The sequence below is a fragment of the Paenibacillus sp. A3 genome, assembly GCF_001399685.1.
GTDB lineage: Bacteria > Bacillota > Bacilli > Paenibacillales > NBRC-103111 > Paenibacillus_G.
The window spans coordinates 1-12,449 of record NZ_JTHN01000281.1 but is presented as its reverse complement, the minus strand read 5'-3'; the positions used below and the strand labels follow the sequence as shown (position 1 = coordinate 12,449).

General features: G+C 60.3%; 12 protein-coding genes. 5 read left to right on the top strand and 7 right to left on the bottom strand.

Annotation, left to right across the window (positions count from 1 at the left end; genetic code table 11):
• The coding region (locus QJ48_RS36445) for a zinc ribbon domain-containing protein (RefSeq protein ID WP_157261831.1) at positions 1–232 on the top strand (232 nt) is incomplete at its 5' end.
• Positions 233–395: 163 nt separating this feature from the next.
• Positions 396–803 carry a fibronectin type III domain-containing protein gene (locus QJ48_RS33005; protein ID WP_054977552.1) on the top strand — a complete coding sequence of 136 codons (408 nt, stop codon included), beginning with the start codon at positions 396–398 and terminating at the stop codon, positions 801–803.
• A 91-nt stretch (positions 804–894) separates the two neighbouring features.
• On the opposite strand, the gene QJ48_RS33000 is transcribed toward QJ48_RS33005, so the two are convergent.
• Genes QJ48_RS33000 through QJ48_RS32990 form a run of 3 tightly spaced genes read right to left on the bottom strand, consistent with a single transcriptional unit; the run spans position 895 to position 3,574 of the window.
• Positions 895–1,257, bottom strand: a complete 363-nt coding sequence (locus tag QJ48_RS33000) for a VOC family protein (protein ID WP_054977551.1) — start codon at positions 1,255–1,257, stop codon at positions 895–897.
• Positions 1,258–1,301: 44 nt separating this feature from the next.
• On the bottom strand, positions 1,302–2,138 hold the full coding sequence (locus QJ48_RS32995) for a helix-turn-helix domain-containing protein (RefSeq protein ID WP_054977550.1): 837 nt from the start codon (positions 2,136–2,138) through the stop codon (positions 1,302–1,304).
• Positions 2,139–2,158: 20 nt separating this feature from the next.
• On the bottom strand, positions 2,159–3,574 hold the full coding sequence (locus QJ48_RS32990) for a PLP-dependent aminotransferase family protein (RefSeq protein ID WP_237763137.1): 1,416 nt from the start codon (positions 3,572–3,574) through the stop codon (positions 2,159–2,161).
• Positions 3,575–3,704: 130 nt separating this feature from the next.
• Here QJ48_RS32990 and QJ48_RS32985 point away from each other — a divergent pair, with 130 nt between their 5' ends.
• Positions 3,705–4,127: a GNAT family N-acetyltransferase gene (locus tag QJ48_RS32985; RefSeq protein WP_054977549.1), complete on the top strand. Its 423-nt coding sequence runs from the start codon at positions 3,705–3,707 to the stop codon at positions 4,125–4,127.
• 746 nt (positions 4,128–4,873) lie between these two features.
• Here the strand turns inward: QJ48_RS32985 and QJ48_RS32980 are convergent.
• From QJ48_RS32980 to QJ48_RS32970, 3 genes are read right to left on the bottom strand one after another with little or no spacing between them, the layout of a single operon-like run.
• Positions 4,874–5,545, bottom strand: a complete 672-nt coding sequence (locus QJ48_RS32980; protein ID WP_054977548.1) for a DNA alkylation repair protein — start codon at positions 5,543–5,545, stop codon at positions 4,874–4,876.
• Positions 5,546–5,569: 24 nt separating this feature from the next.
• Positions 5,570–6,037 carry a YdeI/OmpD-associated family protein gene (locus QJ48_RS32975; protein ID WP_054977547.1) on the bottom strand — a complete coding sequence of 156 codons (468 nt, stop codon included), beginning with the start codon at positions 6,035–6,037 and terminating at the stop codon, positions 5,570–5,572.
• A 36-nt stretch (positions 6,038–6,073) separates the two neighbouring features.
• A complete protein-coding gene (locus QJ48_RS32970) occupies positions 6,074–7,282 on the bottom strand; it encodes an MFS transporter (protein ID WP_054977546.1) in 1,209 nt (402 codons plus the stop codon).
• Between the two features lie 142 nt (positions 7,283–7,424).
• On the opposite strand from QJ48_RS32970, the gene QJ48_RS32965 reads away from it, so the two are divergent.
• Positions 7,425–9,341, top strand: coding sequence for an ABC transporter substrate-binding protein (locus QJ48_RS32965; RefSeq protein ID WP_054977545.1), 1,917 nt, complete (start codon positions 7,425–7,427; stop codon positions 9,339–9,341).
• Between the two features lie 22 nt (positions 9,342–9,363).
• On the opposite strand, the gene QJ48_RS32960 is transcribed toward QJ48_RS32965, so the two are convergent.
• Complete coding sequence (locus QJ48_RS32960; RefSeq protein ID WP_054977544.1) at positions 9,364–10,233, bottom strand: polysaccharide deacetylase family protein; 870 nt, start codon at positions 10,231–10,233, stop codon at positions 9,364–9,366.
• Positions 10,234–10,450: 217 nt separating this feature from the next.
• On the opposite strand from QJ48_RS32960, the gene QJ48_RS32955 reads away from it, so the two are divergent.
• Positions 10,451–12,337 carry a 5'-nucleotidase C-terminal domain-containing protein gene (locus QJ48_RS32955; protein WP_054977543.1) on the top strand — a complete coding sequence of 629 codons (1,887 nt, stop codon included), beginning with the start codon at positions 10,451–10,453 and terminating at the stop codon, positions 12,335–12,337.
• Positions 12,338–12,449: the final 112 nt, after the last annotated feature.

Genomic DNA, 12,449 nt, shown 5'->3' with positions numbered 1-12,449 from the left:
CACGATGCTGGAATATAAATCAACGTGGTATGGTCGCGCGATCAGTATGGTCGCCAAAAACTATCCAAGCAGTCAGCTTTGTCATGTATGCCAATCGCGCAACCCCGAAGTGAAAAATCTAAACTTGCGAGTGTGGACCTGTTCAGGATGCGGCACGCAACATGACCGTGACCACAATGCCAGCATGAACATTTTGCAAGAAGGACTGCGTTTGTTGGCGAAGGCCAACTGAACTGCGGGAACCGCAGGGATCGCTTGCTCAAGAAGAGAAGGATGCTTCTCTGTTCGCAAGAATCCCCTACCTCAGCGCCATTAGCGCAGGTGGTGGGAGTGTTCAAAAGCCCAAAGATCAGGATTTCCCGTACGCGGCCGTATCCGGCCAGCCGAAAAAGCAGATGTTCACCGGGGTAACCGTCCGGGACGATACGCTGTCTTTCCAAGCTTATACGACGACGAAGGGCGGAAGCACGGAACTATACGACGCATACAGCATTAAGAAAACCGCCGCGAAGCCGAACAAGGTGGAAAACGCCAAAGCGACGCTGACGGCGGACGGGCAAGTCAAGCTGACTTGGAACGCTCCGGGCACGGGAGCGGCGGTAGAGGGTTACCGCATTTACGAGCAAAATGATGCAGCGGGCCCGAATTGGATGGCCAAAGTCCGTCATTCTGACGGAACGACCGCCTACAGCTATACCGTAGCGAAAAAGGACCCATCTCAATCGTATCGGTTCGTGATCAAGGCGGTGAGCGGGAGGCTGAATTCGGACCCGGTCGTAGCCGAGTATACGGCGGGGAAATGAGAACGGCGGCCTTCCGTCCGCACGGTTCGGGGTACGCCTTAAACGATGAGAACCGCTCAAACGTTTCGGCGTTTGGGCGGTCTCTTTTTTTCTAGCCTTTGATCAAAAACGAATTGCCGTCCTCATCGAGGAAGGTGGCGAAGGTGCCCCATTGCATTTTTTGCAGCTCGCCCTCGAAGGCGACGCCGTTCGCTTTCATCGTCTCGTACGTCTTCTCGACATCGTCGCAGACGAATACGATGGACGGCTTTAGCTCGGCCCAGTTTTTCATCATGCTTTTCGGATACAGCACCAGCGCGGATTCCGCTCCCTTCGGCGCAACCTCCAGCCAGCTCGCTCCCGGCATCATTTGGTGTTCGGCTACGACCTCGAAGCCGACCTTCTCCGTCCAGAACGCTTTCGCTTTTTGCTGGTCCTCCACATAAACGGCAGCCGTTGCAATTTTCTTAATCATGACTTGTCCTCCTTCGCGTGGTTCAAGAGCTCCGACTGCTAGAACTATAGCATCCCGTCCGGGCTCTCGTCTTGTAAAAAAACGACATCCTTTGTTTTTCGCATGCCTTCCCGCAGGCGCAGAATCCATTTCTGGTATTCGCTGGGCGTGATGCCGAGACATTGCTTGAAGTCTTTGGAAAAATGCGCATAGTCGTAGTATCCGAAATGGGTCATGCATTCATGCAAATCGACGGCCGGATTGAAAAAAATACGGAGCCGCGCCTGATTGAAGCGGGACGCTTTGCTGAGCTGCTTCGGCGACATGCCCGTAAGCCCGGAGCAAATGCGCTCGAACTGCCGCAGCGAATAGCCGCTTTCCTTGGCCGCGGCGGGAACGTCATACGTTAGCGGCTCCCGGTACAGCTTCGCCAAAATGCCGAGCAGGCGAAGATCCAGACCTTCGGGCTTCAGCTCGGCCAGCAGGAAGGATTCGACCAGCCGCATGCCTTGGTCCGGGTCGGCCTGCTCCAGCTGCCGTTCCAGGCTTTGCGTCTGTGCCAGGTCGATCACGTCGCTCAGCGGAAGCATCCGGTCCTTGTGAGCCGTCTGCCGAAAGGCGGGAAAAGCGCGCAATCCCCAGGGCAGCAGCCGGACGCCGAACAACCGGACGGTGCCGATCGCCTTCAGGCGATGGTACCGTGACAGCGTTCCGATGAGGAACGCCCGCGGCAGCTCCGTCGGACCGTTGGAATACCGTGCGCGGTAATGAAAAATGAGCTCGACGCAGCCGTCGGGCCAGAGCACTTCGCCGTCGTTGGCAGCATAGGTACGCTCCAAGCGCCATAAGCATTTGATGAAAGGCTGCAGCCGCTCGTGCGGCAGGCGTTCCTCGTAGGCCACTTGTTTATCCCCTTCCTCGTCTAGATCCAGTCGACGACCGGTTCCCATTGCAGCAGTGGTTTGCGGTGGCGCGCCTGCCCGATCCAGTCGGCGATGCGGCGGATCGCTTCGTCGATCTGTGCTTCGTTCGCGCGCATGACGCTCAGGCGCAGACCGTTGTCCTTCGCGAAGGTGCGCAGATAGCTTCGCGCGGTGGGCAAGGCTGCGACGTTCTGCTGCTTCAGCGCCGCCAGCAGATCGTCGGCCTCAAGCGGCGGCGGCACGAGCAGCCGGGCAAAGACGCCGCCGTCGGGCACACGCAGGCCGACCTCCTGCGGCAGGTAACGGGCGGCCGCCGTGCGGAGCGCCTCCATCCGGGAGCGGTAATGCTCGCGCATCTGCGCGGCATGGCGGTCGAACATGCCGCACGTCAAGTAAAGCTCCAGCGCCGCCTGGGACAAGGCGGACGTGCTCGAATCGGTGGACGCCTTGAACAGGCGGAACGTCTCCAGAAGCGGCTGCGGCAAGACGGCCGTGCCAAGACGCAGGCCCGGCAGCGTCACTTTGGAGAAGCTTTTGACATAGATGACGTGGCCGGAGCGGTTCAGGCTGTAGATCGGGTCCGCGCGGCGCTTCGTTTCGAGATCGGCCAAGTAATCGTCCTCCACGATGTAGACGTCGTAGCGCTCGGCCAGTCGGGCGATCGCCTGCTTTTGCTCTTGGCTCAGGCTCGTACCCATCGGGTTATGGTAACGCGGCACGGTATAAAAAAACTTGATCGTGTTCGTCCGGAAATGCCGCTCCAACTCGTCCAGATCGATTCCTTCGTCGGTGCGGGCCATGCCGATGGCCGTGATACCCAGCAGCTCCAGCGTGCGGAGCATGCCGAAGTAGGTGGGCTGCTCGACGAGAATCGCCGTCTTGCCGTTCGGAAAAGGCATGCTGGCCAGCATGTGAATCGCCTGCTGGGAGCCGGATACGACGGCAATCCGCTCCGGTTCGGCGAATACCTGCGTCGTGGTCAGATGCTTTTGCAGCGCGTGCCGGAGCGACATAAAGCCGAGCGGGTCGGCATAGGAGAACAGCCGGTCCTGATACCGCTCGATCGCTTGGTTCAAGCAATGCTGAAAGTCCGCGTACGGCATAACCGCCGGGTCCGGCGTCGCGGTGGCGAGGTCGATTCGCTCTAACTGCTCGGCGGAAGAGGGTTGTTCGGAACGGATGACGGCATAATAGCCGCTTTTGGGAACCGAATAAATCAAGTGTTCCCGTTCCAGCTCGTCGTACGCGCGAATGGCCGTATTTTTGCTGCATCCGTACTGTACGGATACGTCGCGGATCGAGGGCAGCTTGGCGCCCGGCCGGATGGCGCCGGATGCGAGCTTGCGCTGGATGTCCGCTTTGATGGCTTCGAACTTACAGCCCGTGCTCATATTCATGCTCGTGCTCATACTCATACGTAGGGCCCCCCTGAATGAGTCTTATTTTTGTACGGGTACAGATAGGAGAAATAAATATGCCGCTGTCATCTGTCTCCATTATACTGAACGACATGAACGAAACCAACATCAGCCAGGAGGGGTACAGATGGAATGGAAGCACGATACGCTGCCGTACCGCATTAACGATAGCTGGGAAGAGCTGCAGCCGGATGTGATTTATGCGCTTTTGCAGACAAGCTACTGGGCTGCGCACCGAAGCAAGGAGACGGTGCTGCGGAGCCTTGAAAATTCGCTCTGCTTCGGCCTTTACCACGGGGAGGCGCAGGTGGGCTTCATGCGGGTGGTGACGGATTACGCTACGTTCGCTTGGGTGTGCGACGTGATCGTACACCCCGATCACCGGGGGCAGGGACTCGGCAAGTCGCTGATGCAGTTTCTGGTGGAGTATCCGGCGGTGCAGGATACCCGGATGGTGCTTGGCACTAGAGACGCGCACGGGCTGTATGAGCAGTATGGCTTCGAGCGGCTGGAGCTGATGCGCAGACCGATCCCGGCCGCGGCGCGGTAGGGTGCGAGCGAGGGGAGGAGTACGATCCGACAGCGGCGGAGCAAGGCGGGAGCGGGCTAGAGGCGTACGATCCGACAGCGGCGGAGCAAGGTGGGAGCGGGCTTGAGGCGTGCGATCCGACAGCGGCGGAGAAAGGTGGGAGTGGGCTAGGGGCGTGCGATCCCGACAGCAGCGGAGCAAGGCAGGAGCAGGGGGAGAGGCCAGTCCGACAGTGGCGGAGAAAGGCGGGAGATGATTGAGGCGCGCCTCTCCCGGCGCGAGTTGCGGCGTTCCACGGCGGTGGGCAGAGCCCATGATGTATACAAGGCCGGCCTTCATGAAGGTTCCGCTTGCAAAGTTTATCCGAAACGGGATGTGGATTCCATTTAGGCATCCCAGTTCCTAATTGCCAGAGTTGAAGGGGATGCGGGAAGTAGCGGAACACCGATGCGTTACTCTTGTCGAATTTTATTAGTTCCGCTTCAAAATGGATAAAATAACGAACATGTGTTCCTCTGTTTTGCCGAATTGCTTCACGATCGCGAAAATAAAGGAACCAGCGTTCCTCTATTTCCGAATATGCTCTGCTCCTGCACAGGCTCTTCAGCGGTCCGGAGGTTTTCTTCCCGGGGATACATCCCGTCGCCCACTCAATAGGGGCGATCACCCGCCCTGCAGCGACGCGACGTGTATCGGGAGAGGTGCACATTGAGATAAAAAGGAGCGCATCCCGTCCGCGGCGATGCGCTCCGTACTTCGTGCGGCGCTCAGCGCTTCCGGCTCTTCGCCTTGGCGATGTAAGCCGCCGCGTCCGGCGTCTTACAGTCCGTATCGCCATGGTCGACCTCGACCTTGCCGATGCGGGCTGCGGCTGCCAAGGCCGCGGCTTCCAAAGCTTCCCCGCGCATCCCGATCGCGATCAGGGCGGCGTTCATCGCATCGCGGGTGCGATTCGGGCTGGAATGGATACGGGATTCGATGCGCTCCAGCTGCCGGAGAAAGTAGTCCTCGCCGAGCGTTTTGCTCTTCATGGCGGCGTGCGCCATGAGCTGCCAGCCGGCCCGTCCTACCCATTCCCGGTCCGAAGCCGTCCAGCGCTGCAGAAGCTCGGGAAGCAAGAGGGATTTGCTTGCCAGATGGGTTACAAGCACATCCGTTAAGCAGTAATAATCGATATCGTCCAGCCATTGTTCCAACTGCTCAAGCGTTCGGGTTTTCGGATCGGCGATCATGACGGCCAGCGTCCGGGCATCCGTATTGCCCGTGTTCCAGAGCTGCTCGGCCAAGGCGTCGTTCGTTTTAATCTCTTTTCTCAGCTTGTCCAGATTGCCGAAGCTGACTCCGAATAACGGCTCTTTGGCACCGTGTTTTCGGAACACTTTACGGTTCTGCTCCGTACCCAGCGCTTCAAGCCGGGCCATGATTTCCGCCAGTTCCATGCCGTATCCTCCTCCAATCGCCAGTTACCCCTTCGGTCTTTTTCCTTCCAGCACCATCGTCACAGTTTTGCCGATGCGGCTCGCCCGCGTTTCCGGCCGCTTGGCCGACTCGATCCAGTCTACAAACTCCTTCCGGTGCGAATACGCCAGCTTGTCGAATCGGTCCGCGGCTTCTTCCGTTTGGCGAAGAGCGTCGGCCAAATCGCCGGGCACTTCGACGGTCCGCGCTTCCGTGTCCAGCTCCATCGTGACCTGCACCGTATCTCCTGGCGCGACCCCCGCCTCATCGCGAATTGCTTTGCCCACGACCATATAGTGGGTGCCGTTGCCATGCGGCATCGCGGAGCTGCGGTACGGCACGCCGTTGACCGTTCCTTTTACTTTGACTTGTCCTTTGCTGCTGAAGACGGCTTCCACGGAAAAGGGCAGCGTGAAGTACGTCCACGTCCCTGTCCCTTCAGGCCGGTGCAGCACCGCTTCGAACTGCTGCATCTTGATTCGCTCCTTCGTTCGTCCTTTTGCCGCACATTATAGCATACGCCGTCCGCGATGAAAAATGAGCCAGGCTGCGGCGGTGATGGCCATCAGCGCGGCGCAGGCGAAGCCGACGCCGCCGGGGCCGAACGCGCCCAGCAGGACAAAGGAGGCCAGCGGGCCGAGCGCGGCCCCGATATCGACGACGATCGTATACGTCGTCATGTACGCGACGGCGCGGCTGCCCGCGGCGGCGTCGGCGGCAAGCGTGTCCGAGAGCGTGGTGATGGCGGTATTCGCCAGCATCACCGCGAGCAGGACCGCAAGCCAGAGGCCGAAGGGCAGCGGCAGCGCCAGCAGCGCGAAGGCGGCAGCCGCCAGACCGAGCGCGGCGAGGTAAAGCGGCAGGCGGCCGCGGGGGCCGTCCGACTGTCTCCCGAACCAGGGAGATAGGAAGGGCGACCAGCCCCAGCGCAGCGCTTGCAGGACGCCGGCGACGGAGGCTGCGCCGAGCGTGAAGCCCGCGAGCGTGAGCGTGCCGCCGTCCGGCAGGCGGGCGGCGATCAACGGGCTGAGGGCGGCCATCAGCAGGCCGAAGAAGACGAGCGCGGTCGTGAAGCCCGACAGCAGCGGCAGCAGCGCTTCGGCAGTCAGCCGCGGCCGACGCGGCACGGAAGCGTCGGGCTGCGGCGGCGCGGACGGCGTGACGGTGGGCGGCACGAAGCGCCAGGCGAACGGCAGGCCGGCCAGCGTAATCGCGCCGAGCAGCAGCGCCACCGCGCGAACGCCGAGCAGGTCCGCGAGCAGGCCGCCGGCCAGCATCCCGACGAGGCTGCCGACGCCCATGATCCCATTGTAGCGCCCGAGCAGTTGGCCACGGTCCCCGCCGCCGCTGGCCTCCAGTACCGTCAAGTAGCCGCCGATGCGCAGCATTGACCACGCTGCACCCCATAACGCCCGTGCCACAAGGAGCGGTGCGAATTCGCTGAAGAAGCCGAACGCCAGCGTCGTGGCACAGGCCAGAGCGACCGCGGCAAGCACGCCGGTCCGTTTCGGCAGCCGACTGTACAGCCAGCCGATCAGCGGGCCGAGCGGCAGCCGGACGAGGCGGTTGACCGACAGCAGAACGCCGACCTGCCAGAGCGCATCCAAACCGTAATGCTTCCAGTACACCGGAAGCACGATATAGAGCATCGAGTCGCCGAGCAGGCAGACCGCGGTCACCCAAGCGATTGCGCGGACGGATGGACCGTGTGCTTTCATTTCAAACAACCCCTTTTTATGCGTTGACGTAGCTCTAATTGTAAATGGAAAAAGGGGAATAAAAAGTGTAAACTGGGAACAGAAAATTTCCCCTTTTGGTTCGCGGATACACGATCGAATGGAGGAAGGAGAACGGAACGCGATGCGGTTGGAGGAGCATTACTTGAAGCTGTACCGGGGACTGCGGCCCCGGGGCTTGGAAGGTGGGACGGAAGCGACGCTGACGGAGCTGGCCGGACTGCTCCACTGCACGGAGCGCAACGTGAAGCTGCTGCTCCGGGGGATGCAGGCGCGCGATTGGATCAGGTGGGAGCCGGGCCGCGGTCGCGGCAACCGTTCGCGTCTGGAGCTGCGGGCGGAGCCCGACAGGCTGCTGCTGGAGCAGGTGAAGGAGCGGCTGGCCCAGGGACGACTCCGCGAGGCCGTGACTTTGGCGGAGCTGGGCCCGGACACGTCGGACGGCCGCAGACAGCTCGCGGAGCTGCTGCAGGAGGCGTTCGGGTACCGCAGGGAAGCGGCGTCGGGCGAGAAAGCGGGACCCGTCGAGGTGCTCCGTTTCCCGTCCTACCGGCAGCTCGGCCCGCTGGACCCCGCCTATACGACGCGGCGTACGGAGCTGCATATGATCAGGCAGTTGTTCGATACGTTGGTGAGGTACGATCGGGAGACAGACCGTTTTTTGCCGGGGCTGGCCCATCACTGGGAGCGGGTGGCGGACGAGGGAGGCCGGGAGCGCTGGATATTTGCGCTGCAAAAGCATGTGCGCTTCCATAACGGAAAACCGTTTACGGCCCGGGATGCCGCCTACACCTTGGAGCGGCTACGCGGCACCGCGGGTCAGCCGCAGTCGCCCTATGCGCCGTTGTACAAAGGGCTCGAAGCCGTCGCGGCGTTGGATGATTTCCGTTTAGAAATCCGGCTTCGAAAGTCGCTCGGCTTTTTGCTCGGGCTGCTTGCTTCCCCGGCGGCCTCCATCGTTCCGGCCGGGATGACGGCGGACTTTGCTTTTCGGCCGATCGGTACCGGTCCGTTCCGCTTGGCGGAGCGGGAAAGCCGGTTCCTTGCGCTTGAGGCGTTTGCGGACTATTACAAGCGGAGAGCGCATTTGGACCGGGTGGAGATGTGGTGTTTGCCATCCACTTATGACGGCAATGAAGATTCGGGCGCCGAGGACGAAGCCGAGCTGGGCGGATTGAACTTCCGCCACTTCCGTCCATACCGCGAAAGCGGAGAGAGCCGGTTGCAGAGACACTGGCTGGAGGAAACGAACATCGACCGGGGCTGCAAGTTTATTGCGTTGAACTGGCGTAGCGGCAGCTCCTCGCCTTGGTCGGACGCCGGACAGCGGGAACTGCTGGCCTCCGTGCTGCGAAACGGCTCGGTCCAATTAGACCTGGACGGCAACAGGGGGCCGCTGGCGAACCGTTTTATCCGGGACATGGAGGGAGACGATGACGCCACACTTCATGCACCGGACCGCAAGGACGGCCATAGCAGCGCCTTCCCTGCCATATCCTGTCATGCCGACGGGATTCCGGCGGGCACACGCGAGCGGACGCTGCGGCTTGTCACTTACGCGGGAGCGGGTCACGAGCGGGATGCGGTCTGGCTGCAGCGGGCGCTCGCTCCGTATGGCATTCGTCTGGAGCTTTCGTTTGTGTCGTACGAGGCTTTGTTCGAGGAGGCGACGCTCGCTGCGGCGGACTTGTACTTGCTGGAGCAGCCGGTGCAAGAGGACACGGAGTGGACGCTGCTCGCCCTGCTGGCCAACGCAAACAGCCCCGTGAGGCGCTGCTTGCCTCCGGAGCTGCGTGAAATAGCGGGTCGTTTGTGCGCCGATCTTCCCGGGGAGCCTTCCCGCGCCCGCCGGTTAGAGCTGCTCGGGCGACTGGAAGAAACGCTCCTGCAGGAACGCGCCGTCATCCTGTGGTACCGCTGGCAGCAGTCCGCCTCGTACCCGCCGGGATTGCGGGACGTCTCGCTCAGCTCACTCGGGTGGGTCGATTACCGCAAGCTGTGGTTCGACTACCGCCAGGAAGGCGGTGGAAGCGGGACGTAGAGCTCTCGCTGCTAAACCCGCCTTATTCCATGCCTCCAAAAGAAGGAAGTTTCGCCTTCACGGCGCGGCGCATGATCGTGCGGTGCAGCTTTTCCGGCGTAATGCTCGGATTCCCGGCATTGATGCGCGGAATTTGCATCACGTCGTCCTTCCGTGTTACCATGCCGCTTTTTACTGTAAAAGCGTAGCGAATCCCGGCCTGCCCGACCAACTCCGATGCCTGCCGGTCATACATGCCGTAAGGGTAGGCGTACATATCCACCTCCTGCAAATGAAGGGCATGAAGCCGGCTGGCGCAAGCCCGGGTATCTTTCAGAATCCGGTCGCCGTATTCGGCCGCCGTTTCAATTCGGCCCTCCGTATGCAGCAGACTGGTGAGCAGCGGATTGCCGTCCACTTTTTGGTGCAGGTCGTGCGAATGACATTGAAAATCGATAAAGTCCGTTTCCGAGGCCATCTGCCGGATTTGCTCCTCGGACAAAGCGGTTAAGGCGGGCGCCTTCGGATCGGCCAAATCCTTGGTCACGACAAAATTGACCGCTGGTATGCCGAGCTCCTTGAGCACCGGATATCCGTGCGTGTAGAAGCTTTCGTAGCCGTCGTCGAACGTAATCAGCACCGATTGCCGAGGCACGTCCTTGCCGTTCATGAAATCGCGGAATTCCGCCAGCGTCAGGAACTTATAGCCTTTTTCCTTCAAGTAGCTGATTTGCTTGCGGAACAGCTCCGGCGTGATCGTGACGTTGCTCTGATCCGTATCGTCCAAATGATGATAGGCCAGCACCGCGACCTGGTCCGCATACGGATAGCTCCCCCATTGATACACCGAACCGGCGATAATCCCGACCGCGATGCAGCCCGCGAGCAAGCCTTTTGCCAACCTTCCAAACATGTGTTACGTTCCCCTTTTGCCAAAATTAAGCATTTTCATTGTATGATACCCCTGAAAAAAACTCAATCGCATTTTTTAAACCCAGCACGGTCTGTTTTCCGCCAGCACCCCATGTTATTTACGAAAATTTTACACAGGGCAGAATTTCCATTTATATATCTGTGCTAAACTAAAAGGGACATGCCAAACTGGTTCAATTTGGGAGGAGAAGCTGCGAATGAAGGGTTGGAAAAAATGGATGTCCCCGGCGCTGGCCGCGCTTATGCTCGTATCGGCGGCAGCCCCGGCAGCGGCGGCGGAAACGTCGGCAGCGGACGCCGGCGGCAAGAAGGGCACGACGAAGATTACGCTGTTCCACACGAATGACACGCATTCCCGGGTCGACGAGAGCAAGGAAGGGATCGGCTTCGCCAAAATGGCCGCACTCATCAAGCAGTATGCGAAAACGAACCCGAATTCGCTCGTGCTGGATGCCGGCGATACGTTCCACGGGCAAACGGTTGCGAATCTGGTGCGCGGCGAAAGCATCGTCAACATCATGAATGCCGTGGGGTACAACGCCATGGCCGCGGGCAACCACGATTTCAACTACGGCTACGAGCGGCTTAAGGAGCTGGCGGGCAAAGCCAAATTCCCGGTGCTGAGCGCCAATACGAAAAAAGCGGACGGCACCCGCATTTTGCAGCCTTACGTGATCAAGGAAGTGGACGGCATCAAGCTGGGCATTTTCGGCTTGACTACGCCTGAAACCGCTTATAAAACACATCCGAACAACGTCGCGGGCCTTACGTTCACGGACCCTGCCGTCGAGGCGAAGGCGATTGTGAGCGAGCTGAAAGGCCAAAAAGTCGACGCGATTATTGCGCTGACGCATCTTGGGGTCGACAAGTCCAGCATCGACACGAGCATCAAGGTAGCCGAGCAAGTGCCGGACATCGACGTCATCATCGACGGACACAGCCATACGAAGCTGGATACGGGCATGAAGGTCGGCAACGTGCTGATCGCCCAGACCGGGGAGTACCTTAAGCAATTCGGACGCGTCGACCTGACGTTCGAGAACGGGAAGCTGAAGGACAAGGTGTCCGGCCTGATCACGAAAAAAGCCGCCGACGAGGACAAGACACCGGGCGACGCGGCCGTTCTGGACATTATTAATTCCGTGAAAAAAGAGCAAGAGAAGGTGCTGCAGCAAAAAGTGGGCTCCACCTCCGTCAAGCTGGTCGGGGACCGTGAAGTTGTGCGCAAGGGCGAGTCGAACCTCGGCAACCTGATTGCCGACGCGATGATCGACGAGACGGGCGCCGACGTTGCCATCACGAACGGCGGTGGCATCCGCGATTCGATCGCCGCAGGTACGATTACGAAAGGGCAGGTCATTACCGTACTGCCGTTCGGCAACTACATTCAGACGAAAAAAGTGAAGGGCTCGGACATCGTTGCCGCTCTTGAGCACGGCGTATCCGCTTATCCGGAGCCGCTGGGCGGCTTCCCGCAGGTCGGGGGCGTCACCTTCGAGCTCGATCCTGCGCAGCCGAAAGGCAAGCGGGTATCCGCGGTCAAGGTCAAAGGCCAGCCGATCGACTCGAACAAAACGTATCTGCTCGCGACGAACGACTTTATGGCCGCAGGCGGGGACGATTACAAGATGTTCAAGGACTACCCGCTCGCGGGCGACTATTCTTCGCTGGAGGAATCGCTGATCAAGTACTTCCAGAAGAAGGGCGAAGTGAACCCGCAGGTCGAAGGCCGCATCGCGGTCAAAAAGGCATCCGACACGGTAACGCCCACGGCGCCTCCTGCGCCAACGGTACCAGTTCCTCCGGCTCCGCCGGCCGAGCAGACGTCCAAATCGGCGCCAGCACCGGCACCGGCCGTTCCTGCACCGACAACGCCTGCGCCAGCACCGGAAGCTGAAAAGCCCGCCCCAGCGGCTCCAGCGGCGACAGACGGCGGGGTGTACATCGTGAAGTCCGGCGATACGCTGTCGAAGATCGGCAGGAAGCACAACACCACGTGGCAGAAGCTGCAGGAGTTGAATCAGCTCAGCAATCCGGATCTCATTTTCCCGGGTCAGAAGATTAAGCTTCCTGCTGCTGGATAATCGGCTTGCAGTTGGCGCTGCAGCCATACAAAAAGCCCGGCCGGGTCACGGTCGGGCAGAGTGTAGAGAAACCCTAGGAGTAGAAAATCTCAGACCAATAGAGGTGGGTATA

What these genes read in the sequence shown, in the direction of transcription:
- QJ48_RS32980 (WP_054977548.1), bottom strand. Translation starts at nt 5,545, where the DNA reads ATGGAACTGGCGGAAATCATGGCCCGGCTTGAAGCGCTGGGTACGGAG.
- QJ48_RS32955 (WP_054977543.1), top strand. Translation starts at nt 10,451, where the DNA reads ATGAAGGGTTGGAAAAAATGGATGTCCCCGGCGCTGGCCGCGCTTATG.
- QJ48_RS33000 (WP_054977551.1), bottom strand. Translation starts at nt 1,257, where the DNA reads ATGATTAAGAAAATTGCAACGGCTGCCGTTTATGTGGAGGACCAGCAA.
- QJ48_RS32985 (WP_054977549.1), top strand. Translation starts at nt 3,705, where the DNA reads ATGGAATGGAAGCACGATACGCTGCCGTACCGCATTAACGATAGCTGG.
- QJ48_RS33005 (WP_054977552.1), top strand. Translation starts at nt 396, where the DNA reads ATGTTCACCGGGGTAACCGTCCGGGACGATACGCTGTCTTTCCAAGCT.
- QJ48_RS32975 (WP_054977547.1), bottom strand. Translation starts at nt 6,037, where the DNA reads ATGCAGCAGTTCGAAGCGGTGCTGCACCGGCCTGAAGGGACAGGGACG.
- QJ48_RS32965 (WP_054977545.1), top strand. Translation starts at nt 7,425, where the DNA reads ATGCGGTTGGAGGAGCATTACTTGAAGCTGTACCGGGGACTGCGGCCC.
- QJ48_RS32990 (WP_237763137.1), bottom strand. Translation starts at nt 3,574, where the DNA reads ATGAGTATGAGCACGAGCATGAATATGAGCACGGGCTGTAAGTTCGAA.
- QJ48_RS32960 (WP_054977544.1), bottom strand. Translation starts at nt 10,233, where the DNA reads ATGTTTGGAAGGTTGGCAAAAGGCTTGCTCGCGGGCTGCATCGCGGTC.
- QJ48_RS32970 (WP_054977546.1), bottom strand. Translation starts at nt 7,282, where the DNA reads ATGAAAGCACACGGTCCATCCGTCCGCGCAATCGCTTGGGTGACCGCG.